This window comes from Pseudomonas brassicacearum (genome assembly GCF_009601685.2).
Taxonomy (GTDB): domain Bacteria; phylum Pseudomonadota; class Gammaproteobacteria; order Pseudomonadales; family Pseudomonadaceae; genus Aquipseudomonas; species Aquipseudomonas kilonensis_B.
In genome coordinates this window covers 2,694,629-2,714,507 of sequence record NZ_CP045701.2, presented here as the reverse complement: position 1 = coordinate 2,714,507, position 19,879 = coordinate 2,694,629, and the positions used below count along the sequence as shown (strand labels likewise).

Annotated in this window: 15 protein-coding genes; 14 read left to right on the top strand and 1 reads right to left on the bottom strand. The window is 59.5% G+C overall.

Translation table 11 applies throughout. The features are described from left to right. Positions 1–35 precede the first annotated feature (35 nt). The 9 genes from GFU70_RS11795 to GFU70_RS11755 all read left to right on the top strand — a co-directional run bounded on the left by GFU70_RS11795 (position 36) and on the right by GFU70_RS11755 (position 12,317). A complete protein-coding gene (locus GFU70_RS11795; protein WP_058545409.1) occupies positions 36–920 on the top strand; it encodes a TatD family hydrolase in 885 nt (294 codons plus the stop codon). Beyond that, a complete protein-coding gene (gene eboE / locus GFU70_RS11790) occupies positions 917–2,146 on the top strand; it encodes a metabolite traffic protein EboE (protein ID WP_153388087.1) in 1,230 nt (409 codons plus the stop codon). Before GFU70_RS11795 ends, eboE begins: the two co-directional genes overlap by 4 nt. Continuing rightward, positions 2,136–3,590 carry an alkaline phosphatase family protein gene (locus tag GFU70_RS11785; protein WP_058545411.1) on the top strand — a complete coding sequence of 485 codons (1,455 nt, stop codon included), beginning with the start codon at positions 2,136–2,138 and terminating at the stop codon, positions 3,588–3,590. The genes eboE and GFU70_RS11785 overlap by 11 nt, the downstream gene beginning before the upstream one ends. Then, positions 3,560–4,699 carry a hypothetical protein gene (locus tag GFU70_RS11780; protein ID WP_153388086.1) on the top strand — a complete coding sequence of 380 codons (1,140 nt, stop codon included), beginning with the start codon at positions 3,560–3,562 and terminating at the stop codon, positions 4,697–4,699. The genes GFU70_RS11785 and GFU70_RS11780 overlap by 31 nt, the downstream gene beginning before the upstream one ends. A 12-nt stretch (positions 4,700–4,711) precedes the next feature. Beyond that, positions 4,712–7,093, top strand: coding sequence for a hypothetical protein (locus GFU70_RS11775; RefSeq protein ID WP_058545413.1), 2,382 nt, complete (start codon positions 4,712–4,714; stop codon positions 7,091–7,093). Positions 7,094–7,155: 62 nt separating this feature from the next. Then, complete coding sequence (locus GFU70_RS11770; protein ID WP_116642434.1) at positions 7,156–8,079, top strand: hypothetical protein; 924 nt, start codon at positions 7,156–7,158, stop codon at positions 8,077–8,079. A gap of 19 nt (positions 8,080–8,098) precedes the next feature. Next, positions 8,099–9,403 carry a hypothetical protein gene (locus GFU70_RS11765; protein WP_058545415.1) on the top strand — a complete coding sequence of 435 codons (1,305 nt, stop codon included), beginning with the start codon at positions 8,099–8,101 and terminating at the stop codon, positions 9,401–9,403. Positions 9,404–9,406: 3 nt separating this feature from the next. Continuing rightward, on the top strand, positions 9,407–11,215 hold the full coding sequence (locus GFU70_RS11760) for a hypothetical protein (protein ID WP_058545416.1): 1,809 nt from the start codon (positions 9,407–9,409) through the stop codon (positions 11,213–11,215). A 46-nt stretch (positions 11,216–11,261) separates the two neighbouring features. Next, positions 11,262–12,317 carry a hypothetical protein gene (locus GFU70_RS11755; RefSeq protein ID WP_153388085.1) on the top strand — a complete coding sequence of 352 codons (1,056 nt, stop codon included), beginning with the start codon at positions 11,262–11,264 and terminating at the stop codon, positions 12,315–12,317. 220 nt (positions 12,318–12,537) lie between these two features. On the opposite strand, the gene GFU70_RS11750 is transcribed toward GFU70_RS11755, so the two are convergent. Next, complete coding sequence (locus tag GFU70_RS11750; RefSeq protein WP_153388084.1) at positions 12,538–13,134, bottom strand: TetR/AcrR family transcriptional regulator; 597 nt, start codon at positions 13,132–13,134, stop codon at positions 12,538–12,540. 513 nt (positions 13,135–13,647) lie between these two features. Here GFU70_RS11750 and GFU70_RS11745 point away from each other — a divergent pair. The 5 genes from GFU70_RS11745 (at position 13,648) to GFU70_RS11725 (ending at position 19,841) form a co-directional block, all read left to right on the top strand. Continuing rightward, positions 13,648–14,661, top strand: coding sequence for an SDR family oxidoreductase (locus GFU70_RS11745; protein WP_153388083.1), 1,014 nt, complete (start codon positions 13,648–13,650; stop codon positions 14,659–14,661). An 81-nt stretch (positions 14,662–14,742) separates the two neighbouring features. After that, positions 14,743–16,263, top strand: a complete 1,521-nt coding sequence (locus GFU70_RS11740; protein ID WP_116642438.1) for a class I adenylate-forming enzyme family protein — start codon at positions 14,743–14,745, stop codon at positions 16,261–16,263. Beyond that, on the top strand, positions 16,253–16,864 hold the full coding sequence (locus GFU70_RS11735) for an HAD-IB family hydrolase (RefSeq protein ID WP_153388082.1): 612 nt from the start codon (positions 16,253–16,255) through the stop codon (positions 16,862–16,864). The genes GFU70_RS11740 and GFU70_RS11735 overlap by 11 nt, the downstream gene beginning before the upstream one ends. A 3-nt stretch (positions 16,865–16,867) precedes the next feature. Then, entirely contained in the window at positions 16,868–18,631 is a 1,764-nt protein-coding gene (locus GFU70_RS11730; protein WP_058545421.1) for an FAD-dependent monooxygenase, read from the top strand. Between the two features lie 118 nt (positions 18,632–18,749). Then, entirely contained in the window at positions 18,750–19,841 is a 1,092-nt protein-coding gene (locus GFU70_RS11725; protein ID WP_153388081.1) for an acyl carrier protein, read from the top strand. Positions 19,842–19,879: the final 38 nt, after the last annotated feature.

Below are 19,879 nucleotides of genomic sequence, written 5' to 3'. Positions count from 1 at the left end.
CCAACCGTCCCCTGCTTTTCTGACGAGGATTCACCATGCCCAAGTACTTCGACCCGCATATCCACATGGTCAGCCGCACCACTGACGACTACCAGAACATGGCGGCCGCCGGCATCACCGGGGTGATCGAGCCGGCCTTCTGGCAGGGCCAGGCCAGGACCAGCGTCGGCAGCTTCATCGACTACTTCGACACCTTGCTGGGCTGGGAGCGTTTTCGCGCCAGCATGTTTGGCATCCATCATTTCTGCACCATCGGCCTGAACCCCAAGGAGGCCAATGACCTGTCGGTGGCCAATGAGGTGCTGGAGATTCTGCCGCGCTACCTGGTGAAAGACGGCGTGGTGGCGGTGGGTGAAATCGGTTACGACGACATCACCCCGGAGGAGGATCGTTTTCTCGCTGCCCAATTGGAGCTGGCCAAGCAATTCAATCTGCCGGTACTGGTGCACACCCCGCACCGCGACAAGATAGGTGGCACCAAACGCACGCTCGCCGTCATTCGCGAGGTCGGGATCGCCGAGCATCTGGTGATCATCGACCACCTCAACGAACTGACCCTGCCCCTGGTGCTGGACAGCGACTGCTGGCGCGGCCATTCCATCTACCCCAACACCAAGATGTCGGAACAACGCATGGTTGCGCTGCTGCAGCAGTACGGCACGGAAAAAATGGTGGTCAACAGCGCCGCCGACTGGGGCATCAGCGACCCGCTCAAGGTGCCCAAGACCGGCCAGGCAATGTTGGCCGCAGGGTTCAGTGAAGCCCAGGTCGAACAAGTGCTGTTCCACAACCCGGTGGACTTTTTTGCCCAGAGCGGCCAGTTGGACAAAGCCCTGGTCAGCACGCCCCTGCCCATCGATCAGCGGCGGCAATGGCAGGACAACTCCGCCCTGCGGGGCCAGGAACCGGTGATCAAATGAGTGCCCGCACGGGTTGGACGGCCACGCAGATCGGCTATTGCAGCAACGTGCACCCGACCCATGACCTGGGCGGACTGCGCGCATCCATCGAACGGCATTTCCAGGCCGTACGCACACTGCGCGGGCTCGACACGCAGGACAGTGGATTGTGGATCAGCGCCCTCGCCGCCGCCGAACTTCAACAAGCACCGACCCGTGCGGATTTCCTCGACCTGCTGCAACGCAGCGGGCTACGCCTGACCTCGCTCAATGGGTTTCCCTACGGCCAATTTCACCAGGGCGCGGTAAAAGCCGACGTCTACCTGCCCAGTTGGGCCGATCCGCAGCGGCTGGCGTACAGCCTGGACCTGGCCCGGTTTCTCGCCCAGGCCCTGCCAGCGGACTGTGCCCAGGGGGTGATCTCCAGCCTGCCGCTGGGCTATGCCGCCCACTGGAGCCCGACGCTACAGCAACGTGCCGAGCAGCAACTGCGCGTGCTCACCGCCGCGCTGGCCCGGCTGCAGCTAGAGACGGGCAAGAAGATCGTGGTCTGCCTGGAGATGGAGCCCGATTGCGTGCTGGAAAACACCGACCAGGCCATCGCCTTCTTTCGCCACTGGCAAGCCACGGACCCGCACCATGAACACCTGGCGCTGTGCTTTGACGTCTGCCACCAGGCCGTGATGTTCGAAGACTGCTATCAAGCACTGGACCGTTTGCGTCGCGCCCAGGTCCCCATCGGCAAGATCCAGTTATCCAATGCACTGATTTGTCGGCTGCCTGAGGACGAGCATCGACGCGAACAGGTGCTCAAGACATTGAGCGGTTTTGCCGAGCCCACCTACCTGCATCAGGTGAAGGCCCGCGATGGGCAGGAGCGATTATCGGCCTGGGCGGACCTTCCCGCGGCCCTGGACGATTGTGAGCAGAACCGCGTCTCTCATCCCGAACTGAGGATTCACTTCCACATTCCGCTGTTCAGCGAGCAGTTGCTGTTGCCCGAACTCAGTGGCAGCCAGGTCGCCCTGGCGCAGACCTTTGACTTTCTGGCCGACCATGAGGATTGGCGCCCCGTACTGGAAGTGGAAACCTACAGCTGGGGCGTCCTGCCCAGCCAGCTACGGCCCACGACCGAGCACGCCCAACTCCAGGGCATCGCGGCGGAGTTGCATTGGGTCGAGGACCAGTTGCAGCAGCGCCGCTTGCTGCAACCCCAAGCGCTGGAGGCCCATGCCCATGCGCTCTGATCCTGTGCGTCAACCACTGCTGCTGATCAACGTGGTCGGCCTGACCCCGGCGTTGCTGGGTGCCGCGACGCCCTGCATCAATGCCCTGTTGAAAACGGCCAGGATGGCCACGCTGCAACCGGTGTTCCCGGCGGTCACCTCGACCGTGCAGGCCTCGATCCTCACGGGACAGCCACCGTCGGAACACGGCATCGTCGGCAACGGCTGGTATTTTCGCGACCAGGCCGAAGTGCGTTTCTGGCTGCAACCCAACGCCCTGATCCAGGGGGAAAAGGTCTGGCAGACACTCAAGCGCCAGTACCCAGGGTTTCGCTGCAGCCAGTTGTTCTGGTGGTACAACATGTATGCGGACGTGGACGCCGCCATTACCCCACGGCCCCACTACCCGGCCGATGGCCGCAAGATGTTCGGCCTGTATTCGGAGCCGGCCTCGTTGCATGAGCGTATCGAACAGCAGATCGGCGAGTTTCCCTTTCCGAGCTTCTGGGGCCCGGCGGCCGGCATCGCCTCGAGTCGCTGGATCGTCGATTGCGCCATTGCCGAATTCCAGCTCAACCGCCCCGACCTGCAGTTGATCTACCTGCCGCACCTCGACTACAGCCTGCAACGCCTGGGACCCGATCACCCGTCGATTGCCGACGAGGTACGCGCCATCGACAGCGAAGTCGGGCGGCTGCTGGACTTTGCCCAAGCGCAAGGCGCGGCAGTGATGCTGCTGTCCGAATACGGGATCGAAGCCGTCACCCAATCCGTGTCCATCAACCGGTTGTTACGTGCCGAGGGCTTGTTGCAGGTACGCCAATCGCTGACCTGGGAATTGCTCGATCCCGGCGCCAGTGCGGCGTTTGCCGTGGCCGATCATCAGGTCGCGCACATCTACGTGAAGCAGGCGCGCGACATCCCCCGCGTCAAGGCGCTGTTGCAACGCCAGGCCGGCATCGAACAGGTACTGGATAAAACCGAACAACAGGCCTGGCAACTGGATCATCCCCGCAGCGGCGAGCTGGTGGCCGTCGCCGCCGCCGGTTACTGGTTCGATTACTACTACTGGTTCGACGAGGGCAAGGCTCCCGACTTTGCCCGCACCGTGGACATCCATCGCAAGCCAGGCTACGACCCGCTCGAGCTGTTCATCGACCCGGCCATTCGCTTCCCGACATTGAAAGTGGCGCGCCGCCTGCTCCAGAAAAAGCTCGGCTTTCGCTACTACATGGACCTGATTCCGCTGGACACCCGCCTGGTCCGCGGCAGCCACGGACGGCTGCCCAAGAGCAAGGAGACCGGCCCGCTGCTCATCACCAATTGTGATCTGTCGTTGCCGCAGCACCTTGAGGCGACGGCAGTGAAGCAATTGCTCCTGGAACACTTCCGGGGGCACCCTCATGCCGATACGGCGAATGCCAAGGAGCTTCCATGCGGCGAACCATTTCCATCACTGTCCTGAGTGCCTTGGCCGGTTTGGCCCAGGCCCAGGACACCAACAACTTCGATTGCGGTAATTTCCTGCAATTCGGATACAACACAGAGCAGACCCGGACCGCGTTCAACAAAAGCCCGGAGACCATGGCCTGGAACTGGTTCGTCTGTTTGAACCAGTCCGACGCCAAGGGTTACAACCGTCAGTGGGAGCTGTTCAAGCCTTCCGATCAGGTCTATCTGGCCAATGGCGCCAACCCCGGTTCGTATGACAGTCGCATGAGGCTACCGGGCGAGGTGCTCCGGCAAGCCAAAGCCCTGGGGCTGGACCCGAACCGTCTCCTGCATAACCTCAACGCGGTACAGCAGGTCGACGGCCTGAGCCTGGCCATGGGCGGCGCCGCCGTGCCTACCACACAACAAGGTCACGTCGTGCGCTTTCAACTGCTGATGGGCCAGGACACCTACAACTACATCGTAAAAACCAATGTCTACAACGTGGATGGTCAAGAGGCCCTGACCAGCGACCTGAATTTTCCGGCCACGGCCTGGGAGTTGAAAGCCGCCTGGCTATGGATCGGCACGGACCCGAACTACAAGCAGCAACTGGAAAAAGATGGCTACTACGTGGCCCAGGCCTACTACGCCGTGGGCACCGGGTACAAGGTCGGCTATGCGGCGTTGAGCGGTTTGCACGTGGTCAACAAACTGACCCCCAACTGGGCCTGGACCACCTTCGAAAACCTCAACAACCCCAAGTACACCGTGACCAAGGACTATCCGCCCAAGCCGATGACAAACAGCACCGGGCCGACAGCGGACGCCATACCGGTCAACGCCCACTTCCAGGCCAATAACCCGAGCCTGTCGAAGTACCAGTTGATCGGCGTGGAATTCCGGCCCATTACCCAGGTCCTGGCGAACTCGCAGTTGGAGTCGGCATTCCAGGACACATCGTCCTGCCTGGCCTGCCACAGCACCGCCGCCTACTCGAAGAACAACGGTTACTTCAGTTTCGCCATCCCGACCTCAGGCGGTCTCACCTACCCCACTACGCCGCCGCCGGAAAAGGCCTTCGTCGGCTACAAAAAACTGGATTTTGTCTGGTCGCTGAAACATGCCCAGTGGAAACGCTAAGGAGAGCACGACATGAGCGTATTGAATTTTCCCCGCATCTATCTCAACGGCGAGATGTTCTGGAACCCGCCGACGGCCAATAACAACGACGTGTACCCGTTGTATGACGCGGTGAAGATGGACATCAACTGGCCGTTCGTGAAGCACTTCGGCATCGACTCCCACAATGCCCCCGACAGGCTGATGCCATGGATCCTCTCGACGCAGCACATGGCTGACATGCCGACCTATGTGCAGCAGGTGCCAGGCAATATCAATCCCAAGCATGACCCGTACATGCCCGCCGAATGGGATCTGTTCGGTGACAACGGTTGCGGTCTGGTGAACTACGGGAAAACCACCTCGACCGTCATCGGCGGCGAGCTGCAGGCCAATACCTACATCGATAAGGATTCGCTGATCGGCGCGCAATACCAATTACTCGGCAGCCCTCTGGGCAGCTCCGCCCCGACCGCGGCGCGCTTCGTGGATATCAGTCCATGGCAGAACACGTTCACAGCATTGTATTTCGACAAACTGGTGCTGGGGGATACGTCCTGCGGCCTGACCCTCAACCGCAAGTATCGGATGATGGATCGTTTCCTGAACTTCAGTTGGGGGGCCCTGGGTAGCCTGGTGAACGTCAGCACCACCTGGCAGACCTGCTTTCCCAAGGAGAACCTGGAATGGGCGATTGGCGACTCGCGTCTGTTGGCCAACCTCAAGCAGCAGATAACGCAGCAAGGGGCCCAGGGCCTGATGTTCCGTTTTTCAACCTACCTGACCTGCTACGACAAGAACGGTGTGTTCAACGATTACACACAGCGCCCCGACACCCGTTCCAACAACCCGGACATCATGGCGAAAGTGCGTGACCTCTACAGGGCAGGTTTGAACAACGTCAACCAAATTTTCTTCAACCCCGCCTACAGCCGCACCTCGGCGGTGCTGGGTCTGTGGTTCGCCAACGAATACCCCACCGCTCCCGCCGGGGTGCGCCTGGTACCCACCCAGCCAGTCTCGGTCGTTCAACCGGGCTACGATGGAAAAAGTGTCCCATTGGGGGTGATCTCGGCGCAGATCACCGGTAATACCCTGTCGCTGGACCTGAGCAACACATTCCCGTGTTATCCCGTGAACGCCACAGACGACATCCTCGTCCCTGAGAAATTCAACGCCGGAGACTACCTGTTGGGCGTGCGCCAGAGGGGACGGTTCACGCCGGCGATCGGTTTCGGCTTCGACCAATACCAGCAATCGGCTTTCGAGCAACGCTCCGGCATCCTCGATCTCACGCTCAACGCCGAAGCCAAGGCACTGCTGCAGTCCGGTCCTCTGCTGCTGCAACAGCGCAACCCGGCCCCGGTCCCTCCGAAGATGGCCGCCGGCCAGCAACTGTGGACCGCCGAAGTCATCGAGAGCGGCAGTTTCATTGATGTCGGTGACCGCAAGACGCTGAGCATCATGGTGCAGAAAAATGGTCAGCCGGCCGCCAACACCACGTTGTATGTCGCGGAGTACGGCAATCCCTACATGGTGACCAGCAGCAATTACTACCTGGCTTTCAGTAATGCGGCCGATTTCACGCTGTTCTACGACAACCCGTCGGACCGTATCAATAACACGGCCAATCTGCCGCAGTTCATCGACGCGCCTACGGTAGCCCTCTATCGCAGCACCGGCAGCGGTCGCCGGCTGACCGACCTGCAGGACGTGCCCGAACCCGCGGGCAACCCGGTCGGGTATCAAGACTTCCTCAAAGCGTCCGGTACGCCGATTGCCATCAACCTGCGCCCCTGCCTGGTCTTCGACAAGGGCTTCAATGACACCGGCACACTGCAGGACAAGAAGGCCAGCAGCGTCAGCTACTCCTACGCCGTCATCACCACCAACGCCCAAGGCATCGCCCAGATAAGCTGCCGGGCAGTGGCACCAGGCTTCCCTACCTTGCGCTTCTTCGTGCAGGAGAACGGCAAAAAACCGGCCATTCCGTTCAGCTTCCCGATCACCCAGGCCTACGTCGACTTCCTCGCACCGATACGGGTGCTGCCCGTGGACATGCAGTTGCAACAGGACTTCATCGACACCTGGAACGCCATCTGCGAAAAAACAAACGCTCCAGAGCTGCTGTGGGACAAGTTCATTTATCCCAAGATCCTGCAGACCTTCTATTACCTGTACCCCATCATGAACAAGTTCATGCCACTCAATTCCCGGACGCGCGTGGAGGGCGCCATCGACCAATTGATTTTGCTGATCAGCAAGGATTACCAGGACCATAGCACCCTTGCGATGCCCATCACCCGGGACATGTCCCAAAGCCGCCGCGCCGTCCTGGAGCTGTGGGCCAAGCGCCTGGTGAAGCTCAACTATCCGCCCAAGAAACTCAGCATGAGTGACTACAACGGCCTTTGACGATTTCACCCAGGATCACCGGGTGGCGAGCCCGCCGCCCGGCACTGCACAGGAGTGTCGATATGAAAGCCTGCATTTTGAGCCGACTGTTGTTACTGATCCTGTTGTTCAGTCCGGGGCTCTTTGCCCAACAGGACAGCGGCGCGGTGTACTTCACCATGGGGGTGCACAACACCGAGGGCTGCAACGAACAGAATGGCAACTGCATCGCCAAGCGCGCCCCGGGCGACCCTTCCGATCCGTTTTTTCCGGCGTTCTGGATCAGCGATTGGACCATGTACCGGGTGATGCACAACTACGAAAAAAACCCGCCGCCCTACAGCAGTCCCCCCTCCACCCTGACCCCGGCGGACTACACCGTCTCTCGAGGAACCAGCTACTACGACACGGCCTATATCCCGGCCGATGGCGACGGTTTCGGTGCGATGATGGAGCACTATGAGAAGTACTGCCTGCCGATCTTCCCGATCAAGAACAACAACTACACCTGCTCCTTCGTGTCCCTGGGCAACAAGGCGTACTTCTTGACCTACCCGCAGGATCGCCCCAAGGACATGCCTGCCTGCTGCATGTTCTCGCCCATGAATCATCCGCCGCGGCAAGACTTCATCCAGCACCTGCCCTACAGCGCCGAGCGCAGCCAAAACCTCGACGGTAGCGTGCAGGCCTACGCGCTGGATCTTCAATCGCCGCAGGGTCCGATCCTGTTTGGCTATGCCTTCTACAAAAAGATGTCGGGACAACCGCCTTACCGGCAGCCCCAATCGTTCTTTTTCTCCGGTGACACCAGCGTCGCCAATGCCCCGATCGTCAGCCAGAACTACACCAACTTCCGCATCGCCAAACCGGACCCCGCCCAGACCTGGGCGCAGGTGGCCGCGATGTGCCCGGCGAATCCACCGCCCTGCCAGTTGTTCGAGCCACCGGCTTCACAGAGCAACGGCCAAAAGGCGCAGTGGAACAAGCTCATGCAGCGCAAACCCTGACCAATGACGAAGGATCGCCATGAACACTTCACTCCGTTTCATCCTGGTACTACTGGGTCTGGCCAATCTTCCGGCCCTGGCCCTGGAGCAATCCCAGGAGCAATCCATGCCACGGACGCAGGCCTCGAACCTCAATTGCCAACCTCCCAGCACGGCGCCGGCGGCCACCGCCAGCCAGGACCTGTTCGATCAATACAGCTGGCAGTTGTTCATCGCCGTGAACTGGCCCGCCCAGTCGGGGCAGCGCGGCGATCCCGATTGCAGCAAACAACCAGGGGACCCTGGCTACACCGTCTGGCAGACCTACAAGACCGTGGAAGAAATTTTCCTGCCACGGGGGGCCGACCCAGGCCCCTGGAACACCCCGCAGCTGGCCAAGAGCCTGGGCATCATCAACATCGCCGCGCTGAAGAACAGCTCCCAGGTAAATGCCGTCGACCAGGCCGTCGGCGGCTGGCTGATCGACCAGGCCGGCAACCCGACCTACTACGACATCTCGGCCAACGAGACCTCCTACAACTACATCGTCGCCAACCAGTTCTATAACGCCGATGTGGTTTCCAAAGCCGACAACATCCACTTCCCCTATGGGGTCATCGAGGTCAAATCGAGCTGGCGCATCCTCACCACGAATGACAACGCCAGCCGCTACCTGACCATGCTCGCGCGCGTGGCCACGTTCGACGACCAAGGCCAGCGCAACGGTGTCACCGAGGCCTACCTGGGCCTGGTGGGGTTGCACATCATCACCAAGGTGAACGGCTATCCGCAGTGGATCTGGTCGACCTTCGAGCAGATCGACAACGTTGCGCCCAAAGCACTGGTGAACGGTGTATGGGTCGACCAGCCGGCATCCGGCACGGCCTATTCCTACTTCAACGCCAACGCCCCGGCAGCCACGCTCAACCAGTCGCCCTGTGACTGGCAGACCCAGGGCGCGCACCTGGTCTGCGTGCCCAAACCTGGCACCACCTTCCAGACCCCGAACCCGTTGAACCGGTTCACCCCGATCGCCGAGATCACCAACGAGGTCAACGCCCGTTACCGCAGCGACCCGGACCTGCAACGCAGCGTGTTGAAGTACTACCAACTCATCACCACCCAGCGCCCGCTGATGCCGGACAACCCCAGCAACCCGCTGGGCCAACCGACACCGGCCCTTTCGGCCAACGTGACCATGGAAAGCTATATCCAGCCCAACAGCAGTTGCATGAACTGCCACTCCATGGCGACACCGGTCAAGAGTCCCTATAAATCCGATTACTCCTACCTGTTCAAATTCGCCAATGCACCTGTCGGCAAAACCATCAAGGACGAGGAATAACTCATGAGCATCCTGAACGGACCACGGCTGAACTTCTGGGGCGGCATCCGCACGGACGTCAGCCTGCCGAACAACTCCCCGACCATTCCCTACGATGGCAACGATGACTGGCCGCTCTTCGACCTGACCACCTCGACCCTGGCGCCGGGCGCCGAGCCCTACACCGATGACCAGTTGAACAACATGATCAATGCCCCCACCGGCAACTACTACACCGCCGGTGGCTGGAACCACTACGGGCAGCATGTCGTCGACATGCAGAACGCCTTGATCAGCTCCCAGGGCGAACCCGGCAGCATCACCACCACCGGCGACCTGGTGGGCCAGGCTGTGTACCTGCTCGGCTCGGTGGACCCGGTGACCGGCCAGGGGCCCGTTTCCGGTCCGATGATGGTGGACCTGGACCCTACCGCCTCGACGACGACCCAAATCTTCGTCGGCGGCCTGCAAATCGGTGGCAACGACAACATCCAGTTGCTGATCCGCAGCAACACCGTGTGCAGCAGCTTCGACGTGGCGGGACGTGTGTTGCTGCCGAAAAAGATGGACGCACCGGGCTCTTTCCACGCCAGCGGCACATTTCAACTGACCTTCCCGTTGAGCAGCATTGTCAGTTGGAACCAGAACAGCAGCGGCCTGCGCTCGATCATCCAGGCACCGGGGGCAACGGGCATCGTCCTGCGTTTCGTCATGTTCGAAATGTGCCCGACGATGACCACCGAACAACTGGACGCCGACTATGCTGCCGGCAAATACACGCCCAACCCGAGCATCGGCCGGGTCATCGGCACACTGGCCCCGGCCTTCGCCGACGAGCCGCTGAACTGCCAGCCGGGCCGGCAACTGGTCAACCAGAGTACGGGCAATGCCGGCTACGCCGACCTGGACAACACCGGTTACCTGAGCATCGACATGGTGAACGTCATTCCGAAGGAAACCTTCCGGGCCGTCAGGGATGACATCACCAGCCCGATCGGGCCCAACGCCGATTACGGGACCGTGACCATCAGCGCCGGCTCCACCACCCTGACGACCCTGGAGCCGACCAGCCGTTATCTATTCGACTACTACGTGTACGGCGGTATCGTCGACCTGCCCCTGACTGCCGACCAGCTACAGGCCGTTCGGACCTCTGCCCTGGCTATCACGGCACCGGGCAAGGTCGCCGGCACCACGTTGCAAGCCACCGAGTCGACCTATCGGATCTATGCCGACCAGCGCAACGTCTACCTGGAGGACTACCCCAACGGCCTGTCGATCACCCTGCAGGTCAGGTACCTGGGCGGAGCGGTCCCCAGCGCCACCGAAATCGGCCTGCAAGCGGCGGCTCCCGCCGTCTATGACCAGCCGCAATACTGGGACTTCCTCGACTTCCCTGATTCGTTGACCGTCGGCAGTGGCGAGCTTTCTGTCAGCTTCCCGGTCACCCTCAAGCCCGGCAGTGCCGCCCAGGCCGGTTTCGTCGCCCTGACCTGCACCGCCAACGGCCTCGACAGCAGCGCTTACTTCACCAACTTTCGCAAATACGCCCAGACCGACTTCGGCATTCCCCAGGGCACCACCATCACCTGGCCGCTGATGTACCCTAACGTCCTGCGTTTTCACTACCTGGCCTTCCCCGCCATGTCGCGCTATATCCCGCTGAATCAGCCCGACGCCATCATGGGCGCCAAGAACCCCATCCTCGCCCGCACCTCGGACGCCTACAAAGGCACCACGCTGTTCATGCCCGTAGTGCGCTCGATGTCGCCCTGCCAACGGGCACTGCTGCGGGCCTATCTCACTGGTGAACCGTGGCAACCGCCGCAATGAGCGCGTCCTCCCTTCTGTTCACGGATGTTGTTCACGGAGAGAACCTATGCCCGTTCCCCTTCAGATCCCCGCACACCCCGGGGAAAACCTGCGCCCCAGCACCTTTGTCGCCGAGGACCTGCTGAACCCTCGCGGCCTTTGCCTGCAAGCCGACGGCAGCCTGCTGCTGACCGAAGCGGGCTCGGGGTTGCCCGACCACCCCTTCAGCGGCCGTATCAGTCGACTGCGACCGGATCCGCACCAGCCCGGCGCCTACCTGCCCCGCGAAACCCTGGCGCAAGGGTTTCGCGCCATGAACATGCAGGCGCGCATGCTGCGCGATGAAATCATGGGGGTGTCGGACATCGCCTGCGGTGACGGACGCTGCCTGGTCAGCCAGACCGATTATGTCGCGGGTTCCAAACTGCTGGACCTGCAATTCACACCACCCGAACCGGTTTTTCATAGCCGTGGCAACCTGAATGCGCTGTGCTACCACCCGACCCGCCGCAGTTGGCTGGCCGTCAAGCCCGATACCAATCAGCTGGTGGAGTTCGTCACAGGCCAGCAAGAACGCGTGCTGGCCCAACTGCCCGAACTGGATCAAGGCCAGGAGGCCGTTCCCGTGACCCTTGTGTACGAACCGGCGACAGACGCCGTGCTGATCAGCCTGTTCTCGGGCGAACTGCACGGCGACCCGAGCCGCAAGGGCATCGACTTTGCCGAGAAGGCAGGCCAGGTGATCCGGGTCTGGCCCGCCAGCGCCAGGATCGAGATCCTGATTCGCGGCCTGCAACTGCCCACCGGGCTGGCACTGCGTCCCAACGGGAACTTGCTGGTGCTGGAACTCTGCGAGCGCCTGCAACAACCCCTGCCCCCTGACTGGAACGGCGAACCCCTGCATGGCGGCTTTACCCGGTTCAGTGGGCGACTGCTGAGCTGCGACTTGCAAACAGCCCAGGTCACCGTGCTCGCCCGCGACCTGGATACCCCTTCCAACCTGTGCCTGTTACCGGACGCGGTACTGGTCAGCGAGGGCATGGGCCTGGTCGGGCGACCATTGCCTACGTCCGAGAACAACGTAGTCCCTTTGAAGGGCAGGCTTCGTCGGGTGCAACTCTGAACGAACGCTAAAGGCCGAAGGCAAAAAGGGCGCTTATCCTTCACGGGATTGGCGATGGACGAAAATCTTGCAGCCGCCCCAAAAAATGTGGGAGCGAGCTTGCTCGCGATGACGGTTGTACGGTCAATATCGATTCACGGGACGGTCGATCCAGGCAGCGGTATTCGCGAACCAGATGCTGGACACCCGTCGCTGGCCTATCACCAAGGATAGCGGAGGACTACAGGGGCTCTGCAGTCTGGATGAGCGAGTTCAACACCAGCTTGATTTCAACAGCCGGGTCTTTATGCCCTTGCAATATCAGGCCTTCCGCCAGGGCGGTGAAGGTTTTGGCAAGTGCGGCGCAGGCCAGGGGCGGCTTCTTGCCGGCATGATTGAATATGATGGTAATCAACTTGCCCAAGGCCTCGCTGTTTTCCTCATGCAAGTCGTAGTAATGCTGCGAGAATTCTTCATCGCGCAGGGCGATCAATTGCAACTCGGCATCGAGGATCGCACAGCGGGTATTGTTCTTCAGCGTATCGATATAGGCATTCAAGCCGTGGCTCAACTGCTCCGCCGAATAGCCCGATGCCAGGGTCGTACTCAGTCGGTCGATCTCAACTCGCTTGAAGCGTTGAGTCAACTGCAGCAGCAAGTCCGATTTACTTGAAAAATTTGAAAAAAAGGCGCCTTTGGAAAAGCCCGCCTCCTCGGTGATAACGTTGACGCTGGCGGCATGAAAGCCTTTTCGGATCATCAGCTCGGTGGCTGTGTCGAATAATTTGTCTCTTGTTACTTGCTGACTCTCTTCTCGACCTAGTCTCTTTTTAATCACGCCCTCGGCTCCTTTGGCCAAACAAGATAGCTATGTGTAACTGGATGCAACGAATTGACTACTCGCTGTACGGAACCCGTTCTCGCCATCATATCTTATACGCGCCATATCCAATCATTTACATTTTAACTTTCAAAAAGTGCCATGTATGTGCCATGTAGTTGGAACAGCCGGAAGGGCTCGCTAGATGGGCTACCCGCTACAGTTTTGCGCTGGGATATGGGTGAATCAAGATCGTCGTTTCGCCCCATTTGATGAGCCCCTATCGTCCCTTTGAGCGGCTCAAGCCGGCTATTTTCCTGCGCCTTCACCACACGCTGGAACGTGAAAAATCGCGTATGAAGCCCGGCACAGAGGCTTCCGTTCGACAATCCGACGAAATACCACTTGATTTTCAGATACCGAATGGTTTTTACTTGCGCCGTTGGTGGAGCCCAACGCCTGATCAGCGCACCGAGTCAGTGACACCGTTCTCGATGCAATGTCAGGTCACCTCACAGGAGCGGGATTTTAATGGAATATGCCTTCGTTACAGGCGCTACTGGCCTGCTCGGAAATAATGTCGTTCGTGCGCTATTAAAACGAAACATCAAAGTCAAAGCGCTGGTTCGCTCCGTAGAGAAAGCCAGGAAACAGTTCGGCAGCCTACCCGTGGAGTTGGTCGAAGGCGACATGCTTAATGTCGAGGCCTTTGCCCATGCCCTGCAAGGGTGCGATGCCCTGTTTCATACGGCGGCTTATTTCCGCGACAGTTACAAAGGCGGGAAACATTGGCAAAAGCTGTATGACACCAATGTGACCGGCACCGAGCGCTTGTTGCAGGCTGCTTATGACGCCGGCATTCGTCGTGCAGTCCATACCTCTTCCATTGCCGTGTTGAAGGGCAATCGGGATCAAGTGATCGATGAAACCATGTCTCGCAGTGAATTGGAGGCTGACGATTATTACTTGAGCAAAATATTGTCCGAACAGAAGGTCCAGCAGTTCCTGGCGCAGCACCCGGACATGTTTATCGCCATGGTCTTGCCAGGGTGGATGTTCGGCCCCGGTGATATCGGCCCTACTTCGTCAGGACAATTCCTGCTCGACTTTGTCGGACAAAAATTGCCCGGCGTACTCCCCGGAAGCTTTTCCGTTGTCGATGCCCGGGATGTGGCCGAGCATCAAATCGCGGCCATCAGCCGCGGCAGGTCCGGAGAGCGCTACCTGGCCGCCGGCAATCACATGGACATGAAGAGCATTTTCCAGGCGCTGTCCAGCGTCAGTGGCATAAAAGCCCCAGAGCGAAAAGTGCCCCTGTTCATGCTGCGAATCATCGCGCTGATCTATGAAGGTTATTACCGGATTACCAAAAAGCCGGTGCTCATCAGTACGTCCACGGTCAAGCTCATGGAGCAAGAACAAGGCCGCACACATTTCAGCCATAACAAAAGTTCAAGGGAGTTGGAGTGCAAGTTCCGCCCAGTTGCTGAAACACTGACCGATACCCTGGATTGGTATCGGAATAATAACTACACAGATGCCTAATTGAAACATTTCATATATAGCCTGCCTCTGTAGTACTTTTTTTGACTAGCCATACATCCAAGGATTGAGAGAGGTTGGTAAATGAAAAGCCTTTCATATAAAGAAGGTTTTCTGCATCGCTTTGTCGGTTTTTCGGAATCTTTCCCCGAACAAGTTGCTATTCGGCATCTGGACACGGAAGAAGATACTGTTACTTACCGCGAGTTGCGCATCAAGGCTGAACAATGCAATGGCGCCCTTACGGCACTTGGTGTATTGCCTGGCGACAAAGTGGCGCTGGTGCTGCCCAATGGAGTGGCGTTCATCGCTTATTACCTGGCGATCATCGGGCGCGGTGCCATTCCGGTCATCCTCAACTACAAGTTGACCTCCTTCGAAATGGACAGTGTCGTCAGCCTCGCCAGGCCGACGCTCGTGGTCACCAGCGAAACGCTCTGGGCACAACACAGCGAGGTATTCCAGCCAGGCAACGGCGTCAGGCACTCCCTGGTGCTGGACGGTGCGAGCGAACCGTCGTCGCCCCTGCCCGCCAACGCAACGGCCCTCTCTCAACTGCCTTGCCAGATCGAACCCTTGTTGTTGCCCGAGGGCAATCCGATCGCCTCGGTGCAGTTCACCTATCGCGGCATCGGCAGGCCCCTGGCGGTTTCTCACCGTTATCTGGACCTGACGCAATCGAGCGATGGGCTGCATGAGCACTTTCATCTGCAAGGCGTCGGATCGGTTCATCTGGTGACGCTGCCGCTTTATGCCATCTTCGGCCTGTCCGTGATGATGGTGTTTCCCTTGAGCATCGGCGCCACCCTGCTGATGACCAACACCCTGCTCAACCGAGACCTCGCTGAAGTCTTGTCCGAGCATCAGGTCAGCTTTGCCTGCCTGGTGCCCGACGTCATTCGTTACTTCAATACGCGCCTGGCCAAGCGCAAGGGCGCGCTCCTGCCGTTGCACCCGCAGTTGATGATTTACTCGGGCGGCAGCCACCTGCCGGCCGACGAAGCCGAGAAGCTGGGGAAGCTGCTGGGGTGCAATCCGGTGCTGCAAGGCTATGGATTGACCGAAAGCATGCCCGTGATCGTCCAGAGCTCGATTGGCACCGTCCATCGTGGCGCCATGGGCCAACCGATCAGCGGTGTGCAACTACGAATCGTCGACGCCCAGGGCCTGGACGTGGCACCTGGGCGTATCGGCGAACTGCTGATACGCGGCCCGATGGTGATCGACGGCTACAACGATGCCGAAGACATCAATGCGCGGTTCTTCCGCGATGGCTGGTTCCACAGCGGTGACCTGGTCTGGCAGGACGACGATGGGCATGTGTTTTTCTATTGCCAACGCCTGCGAATCTCGAAGATCAAGGCGCAGATGGTCGACTTGGTGGAAATCGAATCCATCGCCCTCAAGCACCCTGACGTGGTGCGCGCCAAGGCCTATATCGTCCCGGACCACAAGGAAGTCAACGTGCTGCACCTGTGCATCGAAGGGACCGGCGAGCTGACCCAGAACGCGCTGTCTACCCTGCTTTCGCGCTACCTGTCGGGCTTCAAGCTGCCCAAGACCATCGAGATTACTTCTCTCAAGGAAGAGGCACATGCACGCTAACAACACACAACCGGTACTGGCCATTTTCGACTTCGACGGCACATTGACCGACCGGCACACGTTCTGGCGCTACATGCGCTTTATCGTGGGCACCCGTTCGTTCTGGCTGCGGATCATTCCCCTGCTGCCCAAGATGCTCAGCGTGATCGTCGGCATCACCCCGCTGATGCAAGCGCGCCTGGCCTTCATCGCCTGTTACCTGGGCGGCCTGTCAGTGGAGCAAGAGCGCGAACATGCCAAGTATTTCATCAGCGAGCTGCTGCCGCTCTGGCTCAGGCCCGAGGCGTTGCGACGGCTGCAATGGCATCAATCGATGGGGCACGTCACCGCGCTGGTGAGCAATTCGCCGGAAAACTACCTGATCCCCTGGGGCCAGGCCGCGGGTTTTGACTATGTGTGCGGCACCCGCCTGGCAACGGCAAAAAACAAGCTGACCGGCGGGATATCCGGCACCAACTGTGTAGAGCGAGAGAAAGTCACGCGGCTCAAAGGCTGCTTGAGCAACCTTGATGATTTTTACATTTATGCCTACGGCGATTCATCAGGCGACGATGCCCTGCTCGGCATTGCCAACTCTCCCTTCTACAGAAACTGGTACTGATCGATGAACACTCTGAGCACGTTGGCCCCCAAGCATTTCAAGCGACCTGGCAGCGCCCCGAGCGTCATGATCGTCGGCGCCGGTCCTGTTGGCCTGTCCCTGGCAATCCTGTTGAAAAAATGGGGGGTGTCGTTTCGCATCATTGAAAGAAACGCCGGCCCCTCGACGGCGACCAAGGCGATGGCCATCCATTCCCGGACCCTGGAAATCTTTCGGGACCTGGGCGTTGCCGAGCAAGCGATCAGCGACGGCTTCACGATCAACCAGTTTTCGGTGCAGTCCAATGCCAAGCGGGTGCTGAACTACAACTTCTCCTACCTGGATGCGACCTATCCGCTGCTCCTGAGCCTGCCACAGCCGCAAACAGAGAAAATTCTCCTGGAGCGGCTCAAGGAACTGGGTGCCGAGGTGGAGTGGAATACCGAACTGGTGGACATCGAAAACCAGCCAGGTTCGGTGCGCATGACGCTCAAGCATGCCGACGGCACCGACGAACACTTCACCAGTCGTTGGGTGGCCGCCTGCGACGGTGCTCGCAGCAACATCAGAAAACGCCTGGACATGACCTTCGAAGGCTCGTCCTACGACCGCTTCTTCATGCTCGCCGATGCCGATATCGAATGGTCCGGAAGCAAGGATGAGGGCGCATTCTTCCTCGGTGCGCAGGACGGTTATGTGGCCGTTGCTCCGATCAGCGCTCAATCGCGTTATCGCCTGTTCATCGAAATGCCCTACAACCTGCCGCCAGAAGGCGAACGCCCGTCCTTGAGCCTGGAGAACTTCCAGCGCTTGTGCGAAGGGCGCGGGCAAAAGATGACGCTGTCCAACATTTCATCGACCACCATCGCCTCTTTCCAGCATCGCCGCGTGCAATCGATGCAACAAGGCTCCGTGTTTCTGCTCGGGGACTCGGCGCATATCGGCAGCCCCATCGGTGGGCAGTGGATGAACCTGGGGGTTTCCGAGGCCTATAACCTGGCCTGGAAAATGGCCTATGTCGATCAGGGCCTGGCGAATCCGTCCTTGCTCGACAGCTACAACGAAGAGCGCTACCCGGTTGCCCTGGAAGTCGAGAACACCGCACACCGGCTGACGGGGCTGATTACGGTCCGGCGACGGGCCCTGGTATGGTTGCGCGACAATGTCCTGCCGCTGTTGAGCAACCGCAAAAAGGTCCAGCGCAAACTGCCGTCGATGATTTCCGGCCATCAATATCACTACGACAAGAGCGACTTCATTCAAGAATCGCTGACGACGAAGCAGCGCAAGAACTGGAACAAGAAAGGGAAAAAACCCGAGTTCCAGACCGCACCGCCCCGCGCCGGGCAACTGGCGCCCGATGTCGAGTTGTGGCAACTGCAAGGGATGCCAACCAAACGCTTGATCGACGTGTTCCACGGAACATTCACGCTGCTGATTTTCAGCGCGGCCGATCAGTTTTCCCCGTTGCTGCCAGGCTACTACGCGCTGGCCAAGTCGGTGGAAAAGGACTACCCGGGCATCAAGGCCTATTGCGTGATCGACGCCCTGAGCAGCGCCGGCCTGCCGGCTTGGCACTCGACGTTGCTGGACCCCGATTGGCGACTGCACAAGCGCTATCACGCCAAGGAAGGCACGTTGATGCTGATTCGCCCTGACGGCTATATCGCTTTCCTCGGCGCCGATGCAATAACGTTGATGACGTATCTGAATGTAAGGTCCGGGTTGCTCAAGGGCGTCAGAAAAACAATAACTTGCGAGACCGACGCAGTGGAACTCCAACTTTAAGTCGCTCCATGGCTACTGCCAGTTTGATGAATTGATATAAACAAGGCCCTGCCCTGGGCCATGATTTTTGATCTTTCTTACTTACAGAAATATCGACCGACTTGGTTAGGAGAATCTTATGCGTTTGCAACTGAACGATGTTGTACAGGAATTCATCGTGTCCAACGGAAGAATAGCCCATAGCTATTTCTCTCTTTCCGAAAAGATCATTGATTCACTGTGCGAATCCAATATCGCCAAAGAATCGATATTACTGCGGCTTCTGGAACAGTCCGAAACGGTCACTGCGCATTACTTCAATGCTCATCAACAAGTCCTTGAAGGCATTTATGCCAATGGCATCGAAGCCCCTGTCAACGAGAGTACTCCTGCCTTGGAGCCGGCTCACTCGAATCCGACAATACCGGCCCCTACGCCTGTCGCCGAAGCTGTTGAACAGACTGCTGCGCTCAGCTACGGGCAATGGTTGCGCGCCGAAATCAGCACCCTCACCGGTTTCCAGGCGCAACAGATCGACTTCGATCAGAGCTTCGAGAGCCTGGGGATCGACTCCCTGGGGCTGGTAGATATTTTCGAATCCCTGGCCCAGCACTTCCCGGAAAAGAAAGACCTGACCTCGCAGCTCTTCGATGCCCCTACCCCAACCGCCTTGCTGGCGCGCCTTGAAGCCGATCCGCAGGCGCCGGCGGTGGATGTCCAAGCGTGGGTACTCGAGCAATTGGCGACCATCACCGGCTTTACGGTTGAGCAGATCGACCCGACACAAAGCTATGAAAGCCTGGGCCTGGATTCGCTGGTGCAGTTGGACTTCCTGGAGTCGGCAGTCGCCCTGTGGCCACAGCTCAAGGCCCAAGGCACCGAGCTGGCCAATGCCAAGTTCCCGCAGGCAACCATTGCCCTCATCCAAGCCGCCCTGGCCGATCCAAAACCGCAGGCAGCGTCTGGCGACGAGCCCTCACCGGCCACGACGGACATTCAAGAACAGGAAGAAAACCTGCTGCTCAACGCCCTGTCTCCGTTGATCCCGGACACCGCGCAGTCGATCGACATCCAGACGCCGTTCGCCCAACTGGGCCTCAACGGCTTTGCCCGGGAAACGCTTTGCCAATCCATGGCGCAACAGTGCTCTGCCAGCGAGTTTGCCGGTGAAGCGCTGATGTCCCGTCGCACACCCCAGGACGCCTTGTCGCTGCTGGCCAGGCTGAGCTGAGCCCAGCAGCAACAGGAATGGAATCCGGGTGACCGAAC